The sequence below is a fragment of the Algoriphagus sp. genome, assembly GCF_030694375.1.
GTDB lineage: Bacteria > Bacteroidota > Bacteroidia > Cytophagales > Cyclobacteriaceae > Algoriphagus.
On the sequence record NZ_JAUXYL010000023.1, the window covers coordinates 109,273 to 127,611 of the forward strand.

15 protein-coding genes are annotated in these 18,339 nt (G+C 43.1%); 5 read left to right on the plus strand and 10 right to left on the minus strand.

Going from position 1 to position 18,339, the window contains the following annotated elements:
* Positions 1-61 precede the first annotated feature (61 nt).
* The gene (locus Q8M62_RS08270) at positions 62-1,993 is read left to right on the plus strand and encodes a tetratricopeptide repeat-containing sensor histidine kinase (protein WP_304900650.1); all 1,932 of its coding nucleotides are present in this window, start codon (positions 62-64) and stop codon (positions 1,991-1,993) included.
* A gap of 100 nt (positions 1,994-2,093) precedes the next feature.
* Here Q8M62_RS08270 and Q8M62_RS08275 read toward each other — a convergent pair whose 3' ends face one another.
* Positions 2,094-3,413, minus strand: coding sequence for a polysaccharide deacetylase family protein (locus Q8M62_RS08275; RefSeq protein WP_304900649.1), 1,320 nt, complete (start codon positions 3,411-3,413; stop codon positions 2,094-2,096).
* Positions 3,414-3,810: 397 nt separating this feature from the next.
* Between Q8M62_RS08275 and Q8M62_RS08280 the strand changes: the two genes are divergently transcribed.
* Entirely contained in the window at positions 3,811-4,491 is a 681-nt protein-coding gene (locus Q8M62_RS08280) for a twin-arginine translocation signal domain-containing protein (RefSeq protein ID WP_304900648.1), read from the plus strand.
* A gap of 19 nt (positions 4,492-4,510) precedes the next feature.
* A complete protein-coding gene (locus Q8M62_RS08285) occupies positions 4,511-4,924 on the plus strand; it encodes a DsrE family protein (protein ID WP_304900647.1) in 414 nt (137 codons plus the stop codon).
* A 56-nt stretch (positions 4,925-4,980) separates the two neighbouring features.
* On the opposite strand, the gene Q8M62_RS08290 is transcribed toward Q8M62_RS08285, so the two are convergent.
* The 8 genes from Q8M62_RS08290 to Q8M62_RS08325 form a co-directional block, all read right to left on the minus strand.
* Positions 4,981-5,676, minus strand: coding sequence for an SIMPL domain-containing protein (locus Q8M62_RS08290; RefSeq protein WP_304900646.1), 696 nt, complete (start codon positions 5,674-5,676; stop codon positions 4,981-4,983).
* A gap of 306 nt (positions 5,677-5,982) precedes the next feature.
* Entirely contained in the window at positions 5,983-6,951 is a 969-nt protein-coding gene (locus Q8M62_RS08295) for a kelch repeat-containing protein (RefSeq protein ID WP_304900645.1), read from the minus strand.
* Between the two features lie 375 nt (positions 6,952-7,326).
* The gene (locus tag Q8M62_RS08300) at positions 7,327-8,175 is read right to left on the minus strand and encodes a prephenate dehydrogenase (RefSeq protein ID WP_304900644.1); all 849 of its coding nucleotides are present in this window, start codon (positions 8,173-8,175) and stop codon (positions 7,327-7,329) included.
* 5 nt (positions 8,176-8,180) lie between these two features.
* Positions 8,181-9,329, minus strand: a complete 1,149-nt coding sequence (locus tag Q8M62_RS08305) for a pyridoxal phosphate-dependent aminotransferase (RefSeq protein ID WP_304900643.1) — start codon at positions 9,327-9,329, stop codon at positions 8,181-8,183.
* Positions 9,326-10,150, minus strand: coding sequence for a prephenate dehydratase (locus Q8M62_RS08310; RefSeq protein WP_304900642.1), 825 nt, complete (start codon positions 10,148-10,150; stop codon positions 9,326-9,328). The genes Q8M62_RS08305 and Q8M62_RS08310 overlap by 4 nt, the downstream gene beginning before the upstream one ends.
* Positions 10,147-11,379, minus strand: coding sequence for a 3-phosphoshikimate 1-carboxyvinyltransferase (locus Q8M62_RS08315; protein ID WP_304900641.1), 1,233 nt, complete (start codon positions 11,377-11,379; stop codon positions 10,147-10,149). Before Q8M62_RS08315 ends, Q8M62_RS08310 begins: the two co-directional genes overlap by 4 nt.
* Before the next feature lie 27 nt (positions 11,380-11,406).
* On the minus strand, positions 11,407-12,441 hold the full coding sequence (gene aroB / locus Q8M62_RS08320) for a 3-dehydroquinate synthase (protein ID WP_304900640.1): 1,035 nt from the start codon (positions 12,439-12,441) through the stop codon (positions 11,407-11,409).
* A gap of 81 nt (positions 12,442-12,522) precedes the next feature.
* Complete coding sequence (locus Q8M62_RS08325; protein WP_304900639.1) at positions 12,523-13,620, minus strand: chorismate mutase; 1,098 nt, start codon at positions 13,618-13,620, stop codon at positions 12,523-12,525.
* A 585-nt stretch (positions 13,621-14,205) separates the two neighbouring features.
* Here Q8M62_RS08325 and Q8M62_RS08330 point away from each other — a divergent pair.
* Both Q8M62_RS08330 and lysS read left to right on the plus strand, forming a co-directional pair.
* Complete coding sequence (locus tag Q8M62_RS08330; protein ID WP_304900721.1) at positions 14,206-15,384, plus strand: proline dehydrogenase family protein; 1,179 nt, start codon at positions 14,206-14,208, stop codon at positions 15,382-15,384.
* Between the two features lie 204 nt (positions 15,385-15,588).
* On the plus strand, positions 15,589-17,292 hold the full coding sequence (gene lysS, locus Q8M62_RS08335; protein WP_304900638.1) for a lysine--tRNA ligase: 1,704 nt from the start codon (positions 15,589-15,591) through the stop codon (positions 17,290-17,292).
* A 218-nt stretch (positions 17,293-17,510) separates the two neighbouring features.
* On the opposite strand, the gene Q8M62_RS08340 is transcribed toward lysS, so the two are convergent.
* Positions 17,511-18,248 (minus strand): DUF4197 domain-containing protein, encoded by a 738-nt coding sequence (locus Q8M62_RS08340; RefSeq protein ID WP_304900637.1) that lies wholly within the window; start codon positions 18,246-18,248, stop codon positions 17,511-17,513.
* Positions 18,249-18,339: the final 91 nt, after the last annotated feature.

Below are 18,339 nucleotides of genomic sequence, written 5' to 3' on the forward strand. Positions count from 1 at the left end.
TGTGAATTAAAGTTGAATAGCTGCATATTTACCTATTACCTATTTAATCTAATTCTTCAGCATGTTAGTTCTTTTTTTTGTCCTTTGGACCACTTTTCAATCACCACAGGCTTTTCCTGATAGTATACAACATCTGGTTTCCAAAACCGAAAACGATTCGCTCAAGGCCGTTCTTTTTTATGACCTTGGCAAGCATTATTATGGCATTGATCAGGATACAGCCATTTTTTTTGCCAAAAGCGCTATCCGGCTTGCCGAAAAGCTCGGCTTGGAGAAGATTAAAGGAAACGCACTCAACATCATGGGTGTAGCCCAACTGATCAGGTCAGATTACGAAGATGCCTTGAAAACGCACCTTCAGGCACTCAAAATCCGCGAAGCCTTGAAAGATTCTACAGGAATGCTGGAGTCTAATCTAAACATCGGAAATGTCTATTACCGAAATGGGGAAATGGCTAAAGCCGCCGAAATGTACCAAAAAGCCTTAGTATACGGTTTGGCGATCAAGAACCTTCGGGGCCAGTCTTTGATTTATAACAATCTCGGGAATTATCATAAAGACCGGTGGACACAAAATCAAGATCAAAAAGACCTTGATCTTGCGCTGAATTACCTCCAAAAGTCCCTTCAAATCAAAGAAGAACTGAAGGATAGTCATGGCTTAGTGAATACACTTACTCAGTTGGCAGAGCTGAATATGAGTGACCGGGGAAAAGCGAGTGGGTATCTTTTAAGAGCCTTGGATATTGCGGAAGCCAATCAGGATGTTGAAAATAAAATCAACGTGCTGAATGAGCTTTCCAACTATTTTTTGCAAGGGAAAGATTACGCCAAAGTGAAAGAATATGCGCTCAAATCCTATCAATTAGCCAAAGATGCCAATTCGCATTTTTACATTTCCACCACTGCAGAATATTTGGTAGCGGCTGCTTTGGGACAAAATGACTATAAAGCAGCTTACGAATATTTGGTTGTGAAGAAAGCTTCAGATGAAGCCCTTTTTAATGATAATCGCCAAAAAGTGCGAGAGGAGCTCCTGATTCAATATGAAACAGAAAGGAAAGAACTTGAAAATCAGCAGCTGATTCAGGATCAGGAATACCTTGACCTTTCCCTTCGAAGAAGAAATGAATTATTGATAGGTTCGGGATTACTTCTAATTGCTTTTGGGACTTTGTTTTGGTTCCAGAAAAAAAACCATCTAAAACTTAAAAACGCGCACGTACAACTTGAAAATGCCCATGTCCTGGCAAAGGAACAAAACAGACGAATTCAATCTCAGGCTGACCACTGGAATGAAACCAATCAAGCTTTAACCAAAGCCAACCAATTTCGGGATAAAATATTTTCGGTCATTTCCCATGATCTCCGTGCTCCTTTTTCCTCATTGCATAGCATTATTCAGCTTTGGGACAAAAAGTTGCTTTCTCAAGACGAATTGCAAGAAGTCATGCCCTTGATAGCAAGGGATACGCATTCACTTTCTCAAATGCTCAACAACTTACTAATCTGGTCCCGGGAGCAAATGGGAGTGGAGGAAGTCCAGCTCAGCACATTTAAGCTTGGAGAATTGGTGAATGAAAATGTGGAGCTCTTGATTTCTCAAATAAATCTCAAGAACCTTGATTTCACACATGAAAACCAAACTGAACTTGAAGTCCATTCAGACAGGGAAAGGCTAAGTTTCATTGTGAGAAATATTCTGATGAATGCCATTAAATTTTCTCCCGAGAGGGGGAAAATCAGGGTGGATTACCCGAATGGGAGTGAAATTAGAATCACTGATTCCGGACAAGGAATAGAACCTGAAATTCTATCCAAGCTATTTTCGGACCGTGTAAATTCCCAAAAAGGAACAGCAGGAGAATCAGGTACAGGAATAGGCCTGATGCTGAGTAAGGAGTTTGCTGACAGCCTTGGTGCTGAAATCTTGGTCGAAAGTGAAGTTGGGGTAGGGACCAGTTTTAGAGTTGTATTGAAGCAAAAGACCTAGGCCAGTAGCTTAGAAAAAATAAGAGGATGTAAGGGGGCAACCCTTACATCCTCCTTTTAGTACCAATGTCAAACTGTGATGCGAAGGTTTTCAAGCTTTTTTAAGATCCTTTTTTTAAAGAAACTTTTGCGCTCCCTGGCCTTACCTCATAAATCACATAGCTTCCTTTTTCATCTGTTTGTACTTCAAGGTTAACGTTACCTTGGCTTTGTGCCAGTTGTACCGATGTCCAACCAGCCGGAACATAGGTTTTCAGGGTCAATGGGACAGAATAGGTCTCAGGATCCAAACTTGAAGATAGCTCAACGGTGATTGCATTTTTGCTTACTTCTGTACTTACCTGTGTAGCCTTTCGCTCTCGGAGGTATTTGGTCACTTCGCGGAAAGTAGCAATCCACAAATTTGGCTCATTTGCCTTCATATAGGAAAAATACTCCACCAATTCAGATCTGGTTTTTGGTTCCCAGCCCAGATTTTCGATTCCGTGAAAAACGAGGACCAGCCAGTTGTTGTCATGAGACATGGTGGTGTCTACCCAAGCTTTCATCTGAGTGATATCGATGCGAGTCACCGGCCCACGTTGCCATTGTACATATTCTTTGGTGGATTCTCCCGGCGTCATTTTGCTGCCACGGTTGATTTCTTCCAGCCAATCTTCGGGCATTCTATTGCGAAGCGAAGGATAGACTTTATGCGCAAATTCCATTACCCGTTCGTTTTCTGTTCCATAAGGTCCCTCTGCACTGAAGGTGGATTCAGGGCCAATGAATTTGAGCAAGTCAGCTTTGCTTTGCTCCAGCTCATACAGCATGTTGACCTCATCAAGAGCTGCCAATCGGGGATGAGTGACGGTGTGGGAAGCAATCTCATGACCTTGGGCCGAGTAGGATCTGTACTGCTCCCAAGTAGTGGTATCTTCGGCATTGTTGTGAAAAACGACATCATTGGTGTTTTTCATTGTGCCTCTACGGATTTTGGTGTAGCCTTCATCGATCAATGCATGTGCCTCGGCTACTTTTCCCTGCTCAAAAAGCGAACCTGCGCGTGCATGATAGTCTTCAGCCTCGCTGCTACCGGTGAAGGCAATCAAAGAGGCCCGCTCGAAAAAGTTGGTGGAATCAGTTTTGATCCTGGCGGTCTCGGAGATGATTTCCTTTGGGTCTCGTCCGATGAATTTTCCTTTGCCCGAACCTTCCACTTTTCCCGTGATGATGTAAAAAGTAGCAGGTAGCGCAAGGCTATCCATGATGGGTTTGGCAATGGTGAATTGGTTGACAATGCCATCATCGTAGGTGACGGAGATGGCTCCTTTTTTATTTCCTTGGAATTTGGTGATTTCTGTTTGACCGACGATCGGATCAGTTTTAGTGCAGGCTAAGCCGATAAGGCCCAGTAAGGGTAAGTAAAGGATAGATTTCATTTTGGGTGGATTTTTCAGAATTAAATATCCTTAATTCTTTCAAAATCAAGGAAACCGCTCATCTAATACTCCCCTAAAAGTCAATTAAGTTTTATTCAAAAAATCATTTAAAAAGGAAGTGTTTTTTGAAAAATAATAATTTCTGATTTTTTAAAATCAATATTTTTCATCAACTCTGATGAAAATATTAAATTATTGAAAATCAATAATTTATAGCATTTTTTTTAAGATATTTTTAACTTAGATAGGCATTTGTGTTCGGTGCAAAAACAGGCTTATAATTACTTACAATCCAACCTAATCCACATCACTAATGAAATCGAGCCTGCCTGAGGCAGACAGGCATGACCTAAAAGTCACACATTGGGATGACCATTGATAATCAAATTAAAAACACATGAAACCCAAAACGAGTAACTCGAGAAGAAACTTTCTGGGGGCTTTGGCTTTAAGCACAGCAGCAGGAAGTTTGACAGGATTTACCCATCCCGCATCGGTAAATCTGATGGATTCAAACAAGGAATCCTTGCATGAGGCAGACAAATGGTTTGAGGGCATCAAAGGCTCTCATCGGGTGGTTTATGATGGCTCGACACCACATGATGGATTTCCAATCATCTGGAATTGGGCGTTTTATATGACCAATAATGAAACGGGCATCCCTGATTCAGATATGACCGCCATGACGGTGTTACGTCATTCGGCCATTCCTTTTGCTATGGAGGATAGACTTTGGGAAAAGTACAAGTTTGGGGAGATATTTTCCCTGACTGACAAAAGTACCAACGCTCCTGCAATAAGAAATCTCTATTATGAGCCAAAAGATGGGGATTTCCCAATGCCAATTATCCAGGGAATTAAACAACTCCAGGATAGAGGTGCCATGTTTTGTGTTTGCAATTTGGCATTGAAAGTTTATAGCGGTGTCGTGGCTAAAAACATTGGACTCAACCCTGAGGAGGTAAATAAGGATTGGTTGAGCGGAGTACTGCCCGGGATTCAGGTAGTTCCATCAGGTGTTTGGGCTTTGAGCAGGGCACAGAAAGCAGGATGCGGATATATTTTCGCCGGAGGCTAATTGTATATTGAAAAGAGCCATGAGAAAATATCTGATTATCCTGTTAAGCCTCGTACTTTCTATTCAGGTGTATTCCCAAGAAAAGCCTGTGCAAATAGTCTTTGATGTGACGAGTGCAGATCCTTTGGTGCATGAAGCGACCATGAGGCATGTGTCTGAAATGTCGAAGAATTACCAAGATTCAAAGTTTCAGGTGGTCCTATATGGAGGATCTGTGAATATGGTAGTTAGTGAGAAATCTTCTGTTTTAAAGGAAATAAAATCGTTGGCTTCCAATAAAAATGTTGGATTTGCTATTTGTGAACAAACGATGAAAAGAAGGAATATCACTGCCGATCAACTAATTCCAGGTGTAATTATCGTCCCAGATGGAATCCTGGAAATCATCCTAAAACAACAGCAAGGATGGGGCTATATCAAGGAAAGTAATTAAAAAAAATTAATCTGAAAATGAAGAAAGCCACTGAAAAGCGGCTTTCTTTTTAAGTTTTAGTAGGTGTATTTTACATAAACCCGCTTAGTCAGCGTCTGATTGTCAGTTTCAACCAGCATATCGGCTGATTCAGCCATCGCTACTTTTGCATTCATGCTGTACATCGGCTGAGGCCTGTAATTAGGTTCCATCGTCACGCTAAACACCCTCAGTCCTCTGATAGACAGTGTGGTTCCGATCAGCATGGCCCGCGCTTCAGCATCTTTCAATGCATCTGTCAAAAGTGCATTTTCAAGCGACTTTCGAGTAGTCTCAGCAATTCCAAAATTAAGATTGTAACTCATGTCTCCGGAGTTTTGGATTGCACTGACGATTTTTTGCAAATCCTCATTGGTTACCGATGTGACAATTCTTAGGCTTTGTCGGGCCACGTAACCGTCGTCTCTGCTAGTACCACCTTGATAGACGCGATTCACATCGACGGAGTAATTATCAGCCACCAGTTTATAATCTCTGATTTTTGCCTTTTTCAATGCATCCGACAGAGCTTGGGTTTTCTTGTTCAAAGCATTTACTGCATCAGGGACTTTAAAAGCTTTTTCTTCCAGATTAATAGAAAAAACAGCCTCGTCAGGGGCGATTTTGCGCTCAGCATATCCTTCCACTTCGATCAGTGGGACTTGTTGGATTTGCTGCGCAAAAAGGGGTGAGGCTATCGCAAAGGCCAAGAATAAAATCAGGATTCGTTTCATAGTTTTATGAGTTTTCAGTGCTGTATAGACAAAAGACGAACCAGAAATGAAAGAGCTACAGTCGAAAGGTTTACTTATGTTCAAATTTGCAATATTTAAGAAGTACGATTTACGAGGTACGAGGCAAAAAGAAAGTTTTGATGGTTCAAGGGGTTCAATCGTTTTAATAATACCTGGTATTGAATGATGTACATTGCGTAACTCCAACTCACTTCTTACCATTTACCACTTACTTTTTACTGCATAACTGCCAACTGTGACTGTGCCTACTGACCACTCAGACTGATCACTGCGACTGTCAACTCCCTACTTCCTCCACTCAATCACTTCCATTGTATTGATCTCCGGGCCACCGCCTCGATTGGCCGAACCTGCATGGACGTAGATTTTTCCACCCAAGAATGCCACACCGGTCCCATGTCTTCCCTGAGTCAAATTAGGTAATTTGCTCCAAGTATGTGTTCGGGTATCCAATACCTCGACCTCTGCATGGGCCGGAGTTTGGGCTTGACTTTCGCCGTTGATAATTACCAAATATGGTCCGATCCCGAGATTCGAATTACCGGCTCTGGGAGTGGGGATTTCTGTTTCGATGGTAGTCCAGGTAGATGTTTTGAAGTCGTAATAATCGATTTCATTGTTAGTCAGCTCCAATACTTTCCCGATTTTGGCATAGGAAGTTCTGCCTCCGGCAAGATATAGTCGATCCCCGACCAATGCCGCACTCACATGATCACGGGCTCTGGGTGCACTGGGTAGTGATGTCCAAACCCCGGTCTGCGGATCCAATTCGTCAAACCAGCGGACAAACCCATCGAAGTGCCCATCCTGAATTCCGCAGACCATGTAGATTTTGTCATTTCTGACAAAAACTCCGGCCGAACCACGCATTTTGTTTTCAGGTAGTTTTGGGCCATCTCTCCAAGTTTTGGTTTTAGGGTTGAAGATTAAAGCATTTGGAATTGGGGTTTCATGAGGATATTTACCTGTCAATGCGCCAACAACCCAAATTTCACTTTTATAAGAAACAGCCTGAAAATGGTGGATTTCCATCGGTGCATCTGCCAGCTTGGTCCAGGAATTGGTTTTGGGATCATATTCATCCACAGGCCGTTCTCCACGACCGCCAAGCGCGTAAAGTTTACCATCGCATTCCACAAAGGAACTCTCGTGACGGGAAGTGGCCTCGGTCTTGGGTTGGATGGTGGTCCAGGATTCTTGGGAAAATGCTCCGAATGAAAACAGGAGGAATAAGGAGAGTAAAATAGGTTTCATAGGTGGGTTGATTTTGGTTGCTTAGATATTCTTAGCGCAAGTTATGAAGTAAGTTAAGGCTTTTCGGGATTTATTTTTCCCGCGGATCGGCGCAGAAAAATTCGCTGAATAGCGCAGATTTTTTTCTTTAAGGAGCAAATTTTCCTTTTGTCGTTATTGGAATTGTCGCCTAAGTGAGTGTCATCACTCACTTTTATTCTTTTTTTTGAAAAGCCGTGAGACACTCACAATAGCAGGATGTGCAAAGTAAACACGAGAAAATCCTCGACCATCTGCGAATTTTTCAGCGGGAGATCAGCGGGAAATGGACACAAATAAAAAACCACGAATCGCTCCGTGGTTTTCTTATTCAAATTTCAAATCTCGAATTTCAAATCATTTTCCAAGCTCCAAAATATCCCGAATCTTATTGATTTCGGCCATTTCCTCAAAGAGGCCTTTGTTATCGTCGTTGGCAATTTTTGCTCTGAAAGCGGTCAGATTGGCGATGTAGCCATCCAGTGCACTCAGGATATTTACTTTATTTTCTGTGAATATCGGTGCCCACATCGCAGGGCTTGATTTTGCCAGACGGACAGTGGAGGCAAAACCTGAGCCTGCCATATCGAAGATGTTTTTATCATCGGCCATCTTTTGCAGGACAGTTTCCCCAAGCATAAAGGAGGAGATGTGAGAAAGGTGAGAGACAAAAGCCAAATGCCTGTCATGCTCCTCAGGATCCATAAAACGCAACTTCACATTCAAAGCATCGAAAAGCTGATAAGCCTTCTCCTTAAGGTGCAAATCGGTTTTTTCCAGTTCGCAGATGATCAATACTTTTCTGTTTAAGAGATCTGCCATTGCGGCTTTTGGGCCTGAATATTCCGTTCCGGCGATCGGGTGGGCGGCGAGGTATTGCTTTCGCTTGGGATGATCTGCCATCATTGCACATAGCTTAGATTTGGTCGAGCCCACATCAAAAACCAAGGTGTTTTCACCGACTTGATTCAGGGTGTCAATCAGGATTTTTCCCAAGGTATCGGCTGGAGTAGCCAAAATCACCAATTCAGTATCTTTATCAGGAGTTTCTTTGGCTTCGGTAATGATTCCTAAAGTGAGTGCATCTTTGAGGTTCTGAGGATTGGAATCAGTACCTGTGATGATTAGTTCGGGGAATTTCAGTCTTGCACCAAGACCAAAGGAACCTCCCAAAAGTCCAAGCCCGATGATGTGTATTTTTTTCATTTTCGTTATGATTTTATGCGATTGATAGCTTCCAGTATTTTGAATTCAGGCATGCAAAGCGAAATTCGAACGTATCCTTCGCCTGCAGGTCCAAAGACTCTTCCCGGTGTGATGAAGATATTTTTTTCGTAAAGCAGGTAGTCCACCAGCTCATCGGCAGATTTCCCTTCCGGCACTTTGCACCAGACAAACAATCCACTTGTGTCTTTAGAATAGGTCAAATTTAAAAGATCAGCCATTTTCCAATCCAGTTTTCTTCGGTTTTGATACTGTTCGTCGAGATCAGAAAACCAGTTTTTTCCCAAGCTCAAGGCGGCAACAGCACCTTTTTGAAGGCCGAGAAACATTCCCGAATCCATGTTTGATTTGATTTTGAGGACAGCTTCGATCCAGTCTGCCCTTCCGCAAAGCATGCCGATTCTCCAGCCGGGCATATTGAAAGTTTTGCTGAGGGAGTTCAGTTCCAATGCCACTTTCTCGGCTCCGGGAATGGCCAAAATACTTAGCGGTTCCGGATTAAGAATGTGACTGTATGGATTGTCATGAAGGAGAACGATGTCATGCTTTTCTGCAAATGCCACCAATTCCCGTAAAATTTCTTGACTTCCTGTCGCTCCGGTGGGCATGTGGGGATAATTGATCCACATGATTTTGACACGGCTGAGGTCCAGTTTTTCAAGCGCTTCAAGGTTTGGTTTTCCTTTTTTCGCCAAGTCCAAACTGTAAAAAAGCGGTTCTGCACCGAGCAATTTGGTCACAGAGGTATAGGTTGGGTAACCTGGATCAGGGATCAGGACCTGATCACCGGGATTGAGAAAGGCCATGCTGAGATGCATAATGCCTTCTTTTGATCCCATCAGGGGAAGAATTTCCTTGGAGGGATTTAATGTAACTCGATATTCTCTGGCGTAAAACTCCGCCATGGCAATCCGTAGTTCAGGGATCCCCTGATAATTTTGGTAACCATGAGCCCTCGGATGTTCGACAGTACTTTTCAGCGCATCAATGACCATTCGGTCCGGAGCCAAATCGGGGCTTCCAATCCCCAAATTGATCACCGGTTTCCCTTCAGCTATTAATTGATTAACCTCTCTCAGTTTGGCTGAAAAATAGTATTCCTGAACTGTTTCTACTCGATCTGAAAATCCCTTCATGCCTTTCTGCCTAGATATTCTCCGAAAATTTTCACTCCTCCAAAATCCTGTTTAATCAGTTGCATTGCTTCTTTGAATTGTAGGTAATCTTTAAATTCTGCATCGATAAAAAAGGCATATTCCCAGGGTTTTTCGATCACTGGGATAGATTGTATTTTGCTCAAATCGAGCCCTTTTTCAGCGATCATAGTCAATAATTTAGCCAAGCCGCCTTTTTGATTTCGGATGGTTACTTTGAAAGATGCTTTGTCCGGGATTGTTTCAGAAGTGCCACTTTCTTTTTGTAAAATGATAAAACGGGTGAAATTGTCTTTTATCGTTTGGATGTCTCTGGCCAATATTTCCAACCCATATATTTCAGCTGCGATTTCACTGGCAATGGCTGCGATACCGCTCAGCTTTTCTTCCGCAATTCGTTTGGCTACTGAAGCAGTATCCACATCATCAAACTGTTGAATATGAGGATTCTGGGCCAAAAAAGTTTTGCATTGCAAAAGTGCCATGGGGTGTGAGCGGACTTCCCGAATATCCGCGATTTTTTGACCGGGCAGGGCCATAAACTGATGCGAAATCGGCAGATAAAACTCATCCCGGATACTCAATTCGTAGCGGTCAATCAGATCATAATTGGGGAGTATGGCTCCGGCAATGGAATTTTCGATGGCCATCACGCCAAAATCAGCTTCGCCTAAGGCGACACTTTTGGCAACGGGCTCAAAGGTATTGAATGCCAGAATCTGAGCTTCAGGACCGAAATTAATTAAGGCAACCTGATGATGAAAAGAACCCGGGACGCCCTGAATAGCTATTTTCAAGCTCATGACTCAATATGTTTTTCCATGGAAATGGCCAGCAATTCGCAATGCTTCCAGAAACTTGGATAAGATTTGTTGACTACTTCAGGATCTTCAATCAATACTGCTGTTTTGGTCAAAAGTGGCATAAAAGCCATCGCCATTCGGTGATCGTCGTAGGTGTGAATCTGAACTTTGCGAGGCATTGTGACAGATGGAATCACTTGGTAAACTTCCGGTTCGATTTCTTTCAAATCCGCATTGAACTTGGCCAGTTCCTGCTGTAAGGCAAAGATTCGGTCAGTCTCCTTGATTTTCAAACTTTCCAAACCTGTGAAAATTGCATTCTGACCAAGAATTGCACAAGTCACTGCAACCGTCTGGGCAAGATCAGGACAATGGGTAAAATCCCATTTTTTCAATCCTTTCACTGCTTGTTTCTTGAGTAAAACGCCGCCTTTTTCAAACGTGCTTTTGATTCCGAGATGATCCATGATCTCGACGATCTTGGAGTCTCCCTGCAGGCTGTTTTCTTTCAATCCTTCCAAAAAAAGCGCTCCTGAATCTGCACAGGCCAATAAGCTAAACCAATAGCTCGCGCCTGACCAGTCACTTTCGACTGCATAAGTTGTGGGCTGATAGGCTTGGTGAGGAACCTTTATTCTGTTTTCTTCCCAAGTGTACTTGATCCCGAATTGGGTCATCAGCTCGAGGGTCATTTCAATGTAAGTCCGACTTCCTACTTTTCCTTCCAACTCGATTTCCAATCCTTGGGGCAAAATAGGGGCGATCATCAGCATGGCTGAAATATATTGACTGGATACGTCCCCGCGAATTTTGACTTTATCCGATTTTTGTTCGGGAAGTCCATGGATTGCCAATGGAGGATAACCTTCGATGTTTAAATAGTGGATTTCTGCACCAACAGTACGCAGGGCATCTACTAGAATTCCAATCGGCCGCTCGCACATCCGCGCGGTTCCGGTCATGACTTTTTTCTGATTGGTAACCGCCGCAAATGCTGTCAAAAACCGCATCGTCGTACCTGCATCCAGTACATCAAAAACTGGCGGATTTTTAGCCAGCAATCCAATCATCGTCTGCGTGTCGCGAGCTTCGGCCAGATTAGTCAGTTTATTTTCACCTTCGGTCAGTGCATCGATCACCAATGCGCGATTGGATTCACTTTTGGAGGATGGGAGCGGGATTCTGGAAGGGGTAAATTCGCTTTTTTGGTTTAGGCGAAGGATAGTCATGGTTTGAGTAGTCAAGGCTCAGGCCGTTTAAAGATTATGATAATAGATGATTGCTTCCCTGATTTCATCCCGATTGACGGGGATATTGTAGGCGCAATCACCGATCGAATTTAGGAGCGAAAAAAGCAAGGAGCTTCCTTCGTTTTTCTTGTCTTGCAGGCAAAGATCCAGAATTGGATTTAGCTCATTTACTGAAAATTCGACCTTCCCATAGATCTGAATCATTGTTTTCGTCAATTGATCAAGTTCCTCGAAACTAAATCCGATTTTTTCAAATGAAAGAAATCCTTCGCAGATCATTCCCAAGGCAATGGCCTCTCCGTGCAAAAGATGATTTTTGGTGTCCAAAAAGTAGGATTCGAAGGCATGCCCGATGGTGTGCCCGAAATTCAGGATTTTTCGCAAACCTGCTTCTTTTGGATCAGCTTCCACTACGGCTTTTTTGATTCCTACGGAATGAATGATCAGATTTTCCCAATCTTGGGATTCCCAATTAGTTGATTTCAGTTTGTTGAAATAAGACTTATCCCGAATCAGTCCGTGCTTCAAAATTTCAGCATAACCGGATCGAAGTTCTGCTAGGGGTAAAGTCTTCAAAAATTCAGGGGCAATGATGACCGTTTCTGGTTCATTGAATACTCCCAAGTGGTTTTTGAGCCCGTTGAAGTCCACCCCCAGTTTACCACCGACACTTGCATCCACTTGTGAAAGCAGGGTAGTCGGCATATTTAAAAAGCGAATTCCGCGCTTGTATAAGCTGGCGCAAAACCCTCCCATATCCGTGATCACACCACCACCTAGGTTTAGCATCAAGGCTTTTCTGTCCAGTGCAGCATCGGTCATTTGAGACCAAATTTCAGTACAGGTTTCAAGGTTTTTTTGAATTTCGCCCGACCGAACACTGATGAAAATTGTGTCTTCAGGCAAGATTGAACTCACGATTGGCAAACACAGTGATTGAGTATTTTCATCAGTTAAGACAGCCAATTTTGAAAAGGACAATTGAGTTAAAACTCTTGAAAGCGCTTGTTTTGCTTCAGCAGTGAAAATGATGGAATCCACGGTTTGACCTGATTTGTTGGAATTCTAAAGGTAAGGAAAGCAGTCTCTAAGAGAGGCCGCCTTCCTTGTTTGAGAGCAGATTTATTTTTTAATTGGCTCAGCCTCGCGCAATTGTTTTTCCTGGCGCTTAACAGATTCCTCATGAATGCAATACAGCAACTCTTTCATGAATTTTTCACTCAGGTGTTTTGCGACACCTTTTCTGGTGCGACTTTCCATCACATCTTTCCAGCGATCGGACTGAAAAACAGTCAAATGATGCTCACGCTTATGCGCTCCGATTTGATCGATGACAGCAAATCTTTCCTGAAGAATGTCCAACAATTGATCATCCATGTGATCGACAGCACGACGAAGATCTTGAAGCTTTTCATCCGGCTTCATATTTTCCAGCGGCGTTTTGAAGTCAATGGAGCTGATCATTTCTTTCAATCTTGCCGGAGTCACTTGCTGTTTGGCATCTGACCATGCTTTGTCAGGATCATGGTGGGTCTCGATCATCAGACCATCCAGACCAAAGTTCATTGCACTCTGCGCCACTTCTAGCAGTCCATCTCTTTTTCCAACAATGTGAGAAGGGTCATTGATTACTTCCATTCCGGTCCACTCACGCTTCAGGTGAATGGGCATAGACCAGTTTGGCTTATTTCTATAACGCTTATCGTATGCATCTGAGAACCCACGGTGAATGGCTGCAAGTTTATCGATGCCGACTGCATACATTCTTTCTAATGCGCCCATCCAAAGTTCCAGATCCGGATTCATGGGGTTTTTGATCATCACAGGAATGTCTACACCACGAAGTACTTCGGCAATCTCCTGGACTGCAAAAGGATTGACCGTTGTTCTGGCACCAATCCAGAGCACATCAACTTTGTGCTTAAGTGCCAGTTCGGCGTGTGAAGCATTACCTACTTCAACAGTGATGGGAATATTCAGGTGGTGGCGGACAATTTCCATCCACTTCAAACCTTCCTCACCGACACCTTCAAATGACCCCGGTCTGGTTCTTGGTTTCCAAATTCCTGCACGGAAAAGCTGAGGAACCACATTGGCTTCCTTCATCTCTTTACAGATTTGCTCGATTTGTTCCGGAGTTTCGGCAGAGCAAGGACCTGCGATGATCAGTGGGGCGGTTAATCCCATTCCCCAGTCTTTAATTTGTTTGTGCGGCTTCATAGATTTGATCGGTTTAAATGAAAAAAGCCCGACTCTTTCGAATCGGGCTTTTGTGTGTTTTATTTTCTTTTAGTTTTTGGCTAGCATATACACGGCTCCGATTCGATTTTGGCTTCGAAAGTAAAAGTAAAAGAAGGTAAAATAGATCGCTGCTGTGATTAACATGTTTCAAAAGTAAAAGGCTCAAATTTAAAAACAAAATTATTTTTTCGCCCTTTAGTTGGGTTTTAAGTAAATCTTGGTCGTTTTCTTTGATTTTTCTCTAAATGAGCGATGATTTTTAGGCTAAACAGTATTTTGTTTCTTTTTCGAGTCAAAAAAATAAATAATCTATTGTAAAAATAATTTTCAATTTCTTTCCATTCCATCCTTGATGGTTTAGTGAAAGGAAAATTGGTTTTGAGTTTTCGATGGAGTGTTTTTCATGAATAATTTTCTGGAGTTCGAGGTCACATCTTTATATAGACTGTACAGATTCTTTGATAAATCATTCAATTCATTATGACTATTCTACAGTTCAAATACCCGAACAAAAGCCCTATTGGAGAGGTTTTTTTGATATCTTTGCCACCTTATTTGAGTGATATGCCTGTCATACCCAAAATCTCTTTTGAAAATCTGGAAGTAGCCTTTGCTTCTAAAAGTACCACAGAACTCAGGAAAATGTACCTGATCTTTGCCACACTCAACAATAATCTGATCTCAGACTTGGGTATTGGCCTGGCAAACCTAGCTTTCAAGCTCAAGCTTCCTGTCAAAGGAATCATGAAAAAAACCATGTTTGGTCATTTTTGCGGTGGAGAAACCATCGCCGAGAGTGTAAAAGCCTGTAAGCACCTTGCCAAATTTGGAGTTCATTCCATTTTGGATTTGTCGGTAGAGGGTAAAGGAGATGAGGCGAGTTTTGATGCTACCGCTGATGAGATTTATCAGACTTTGGTTGAATCCTCCAAGACGGATTACATGCCCTTTGGGGTTTTTAAGACGACTGGTTTGGGGGATTATCATTTGATGATTAAAATCCAAAACGGTGAACCGCTTACCGGTGAAGAGCAAGTAGCGCTTAACCGAATGAAAGGCAGAGTGGATCGACTTTGCAAAGCTGCCCATGATTTGGGGTTGAAAATCCTGGTGGATGCAGAGGAAAGTTGGTTCCAAAATGTAATTGATGACTTGGCCTATGAAGCCATGGAAAAATATAACAGAGAGCGTTGTGTGGTCTACAATACCTATCAGATGTACCGCCACGACTCCTTGGATCGCCTGAAAAAGACCGCTGAACTTGCCGCCACTAAAGGATATTTGCTTGGTGCAAAGCCGGTGCGCGGAGCCTATATGGAAAAAGAGCGCGAGCGTGCATCAGAAATGGGCTATCCTGACCCAATTCAACCGAATAAAGAAGCCAGCGATAGGGATTACGATGCCGCCATTAAGTTTTGTGTGGAAAATGGGATTTCCCTGGTCTGTGCTACGCATAATGAAAAAAGTAACTTGGAGCTTACCGAACTGATGAACCTTCATGGAATTGATCCTAATTCGGATCGGGTTTTCTTTTCTCAGCTTTATGGAATGAGTGATAACATTTCTTTCAATTTAGCGAAGGGAGGCTATCGAGTGGTTAAGTATGTGCCATACGGTCCTGTAGAAAAAGTAATGCCATACCTGACTCGTCGGGCCTCGGAAAACACCTCCATTGCAGGTCAAAGCAGTAGAGAGTTTGAGTTGATCAAGCGGGAATTGAAGCGGAGAAAGGGGTTGAAGTAGGAAGTCGCAGTGATCAGTAGGCAGTTATCAGTAGACAGTAATCAGTAGGCGGTAGGCAGTTTGCAGTGGTGTCAGGCTGAGCGGAGTCGAAGACTTAGTGGTAAAGAGTAAATAGTGAAAAGTGAGTGGTAGAAGGTTTTTGGGTCCAATCATCGGTCATCGGACACCCGACAAAAAGAGAATTTCAAATATCAAATATAGAAAATGCAACTTCTTAGCGAACAGGAACTCGAGCGCAGAAAAGATCGGGAAGAGTTAATGGCCCTCGGGATCAATCCTTATCCGGCTGAATCCTTCCCCATCAATGTCACTGCAGAGGACATCCATAGAAACTACGAAAATAGAAAGACGGATTATAAAGACATCACAATTGCGGGTCGTTTAATGAGCCGTCGAATCATGGGCTCGGCCTCTTTTGCCGAGATTCAGGATTCAACGGGAATTCTTCAGATCTACGTTCGCCGTGATGATATCTGTCCGGACGAGGATAAGACTTTATACAATACGGTTTTCAAAAAGCTACTTGGATTAGGCGATTTCATTGGAGTGAAAGGCTATATTTTCACCACCCAAACCGGTGAAATCTCACTCCATGTTACCGAGTTGAAAATACTATCCAAGTCAGTGAAACCACTTCCGGTGGTGAAGCGGGACGAAGAAGGAAATGTCTATGACGGATTTACTGATCCCGAACTCAGATACAGACAGCGCTATGTGGATTTGACAGTCAATCCTGAGATCAAGCAAACTTTCATTACCCGCTCCAAAATCATCTCCAACATGCGTCGATACTTCGACGATCACGGGTGGTTGGAAGTGGAGACACCGATTCTACAAGCAGTTCATGGCGGCGCGGCAGCGAGACCGTTCTCGACGCATCACAATACATTGGACATGCCGCTTTTCTTAAGAATCGCTAATGAATTGTATCTGAAACGATTGATTGTTGGTGGTTTTGAAGGCGTGTATGAGTTTGGTAAAATGTTCCGAAACGAAGGAATGGACCGCACTCACAATCCGGAATTCACCTCCATGGAGATCTATGTGGCTTATAAGGACTACATTTGGATGATGGAAATGGTGGAGCAGTTGCTTGAAAAAGTAACCGAGTCCATCCATGGGAAGACCGTGGTCAAAGTCGGCGACCGGTCGATTGATTTTGCAGGTCCTTACAGAAGGCTGAGCATGTATGATTCCATCAAGGAATATGCGGGTGTTGACGTCACCGAATTGGATGAAGCGGGTATCCGTCAAGTATGCGTGGACTTGGGGATTCAAGTGGATAACTCCATGGGTCGAGGCAAGCTGATCGATGAGATCTTCGGAGCCAAAGTGGAAGCCAACCTGATTCAGCCAACCTACATCACTGATTATCCGATTGAGATGACGCCTTTGGCGAAAAAGCACCGCAGCAAGCCGGGCTTGGTGGAGCGATTCGAACTTTTTGTCAATGGTAAAGAAATCGCAAATGCCTATACTGAGCTGAACGATCCGATCGATCAGCGCGAGCGATTTGAGGAGCAGTTGAAACTGGCAGCAAGAGGTGACGACGAAGCCATGGTAATGGATGAGGATTTCCTTCGTGCATTGGAATATGGTATGCCTCCGACCTCAGGCTTGGGAATCGGTATTGACCGATTGACAATGCTTTTGACCAATAAGACCACTATTCAGGAAGTGCTTTTCTTCCCTCAGATGAGACCGGAGAAAAAGGCCGTAGAAATGACTGAGGATGAGAAAATCATTTTTGATCTCCTCAGCAAAAACCATCCGGTAGCCCTTTCTGACTTAAAAGCACAATCCGGACTGAGCGGTAAAAAGTGGGATGTGTCCATGAAAGGACTTTCTCAAAAAGGGGTGGCGAAAGTGACCAAAGAAGGAGATATGCTGACGGTTGATTTGGTCTAGATCTTTCAATTCAAGCTTACTTAAAAAAACAAAAACCGGGAGTGATTCCGGTTTTTTTTGTTTTTTCCGCCTCCGTGCGTGTCCCCACTCACGGTTTTTTTAATACTTCTCCAAATTCTCAATACATGTGAGTGGAGCACTTACATGTGAGAAACGGGAAAAACTTGTTTTCCCAACTCCCATGCCTCCAAACTTCCAACCCCATTTATCACAACTCCCTACTTCCCACTCTTTTCTCGTTCAGCATAGCCAAAGACTTTTTGAAGCAATGGGCTGGTTCGGGCAGTGATATTTTCACGGATTTTCAATTCTTCTTTGGCGATTTCCACAAACAAGCCATCAATTGCCTTTTGAGTAACATAGGCAGTCAAGTCGGTATCCACTTTTTTCACAAAGGGCACCTTGTTGTAGCGTGTCATGACATCACTCCAATATTTGGTTGCATCGACTTTCTTCAAGCTAGTGTCGATAATTGGGGAGAATTTCTGTGAAAGGGAAGTAGTCGTATTTCCTTTGAAATACACCGTAGCGGCATTTTTTTCACCAAGAAGGATCTGCTGAACATCCTGAAAGCTCATCTGCTTGATCGCATCCGTAAAGATTGGTTTGGCAGCAATTGCTGCATCCTCTGCTGCTCTGTTCAGGCTGGTGATCACCTGGTCACACATCGAGCCAAGACCCAAAGATCGAAGGGTGCTTTCTACATTTTTCGCCTCTTCAGGAAATAAAATCTTAACGTCTAGATTTCCCAAATAGCCATTTTCAAGTGAAAGTCGCTCTGCACTGATTCCTGTGCCTTTTTCGAGTGCTTCTTTGATCCCTGAGGAAATTTCAGCCGTACTTGGATTGGTTGACACTTGTTTGAGGATATCCGAGATTTGTGCTGAACTACAAGCTGGGAGTAAAAAAACGGCGGTGAGTAAAATGCCGATTGAAAGCTTTTTTAAAGAAAACATAGATTTATTTTTCGGTGATGTCCTTAAGGAACGAAATAACCGTGCCATAGGATTGAGTAAATTGAGAATTAAGGAATTTTGTTTTTTTTTC

Bases quoted from the DNA above. Each gene is read 5' to 3' on its own strand.
- Q8M62_RS08270 (WP_304900650.1), top strand. From the start codon at position 62: ATGTTAGTTCTTTTTTTTGTCCTTTGGACCACTTTTCAATCACCACAG.
- Q8M62_RS08275 (WP_304900649.1), bottom strand. From the start codon at position 3,413: ATGAAATCTATCCTTTACTTACCCTTACTGGGCCTTATCGGCTTAGCC.
- Q8M62_RS08280 (WP_304900648.1), top strand. From the start codon at position 3,811: ATGAAACCCAAAACGAGTAACTCGAGAAGAAACTTTCTGGGGGCTTTG.
- Q8M62_RS08285 (WP_304900647.1), top strand. From the start codon at position 4,511: ATGAGAAAATATCTGATTATCCTGTTAAGCCTCGTACTTTCTATTCAG.
- Q8M62_RS08290 (WP_304900646.1), bottom strand. From the start codon at position 5,676: ATGAAACGAATCCTGATTTTATTCTTGGCCTTTGCGATAGCCTCACCC.
- Q8M62_RS08295 (WP_304900645.1), bottom strand. From the start codon at position 6,951: ATGAAACCTATTTTACTCTCCTTATTCCTCCTGTTTTCATTCGGAGCA.
- Q8M62_RS08300 (WP_304900644.1), bottom strand. From the start codon at position 8,175: ATGAAAAAAATACACATCATCGGGCTTGGACTTTTGGGAGGTTCCTTT.
- Q8M62_RS08305 (WP_304900643.1), bottom strand. From the start codon at position 9,329: ATGAAGGGATTTTCAGATCGAGTAGAAACAGTTCAGGAATACTATTTT.
- Q8M62_RS08310 (WP_304900642.1), bottom strand. From the start codon at position 10,150: ATGAGCTTGAAAATAGCTATTCAGGGCGTCCCGGGTTCTTTTCATCAT.
- Q8M62_RS08315 (WP_304900641.1), bottom strand. From the start codon at position 11,379: ATGACTATCCTTCGCCTAAACCAAAAAAGCGAATTTACCCCTTCCAGA.
- Q8M62_RS08325 (WP_304900639.1), bottom strand. From the start codon at position 13,620: ATGAAGCCGCACAAACAAATTAAAGACTGGGGAATGGGATTAACCGCC.
- Q8M62_RS08330 (WP_304900721.1), top strand. From the start codon at position 14,206: ATGCCTGTCATACCCAAAATCTCTTTTGAAAATCTGGAAGTAGCCTTT.
- lysS (WP_304900638.1), top strand. From the start codon at position 15,589: ATGCAACTTCTTAGCGAACAGGAACTCGAGCGCAGAAAAGATCGGGAA.
- Q8M62_RS08340 (WP_304900637.1), bottom strand. From the start codon at position 18,248: ATGTTTTCTTTAAAAAAGCTTTCAATCGGCATTTTACTCACCGCCGTT.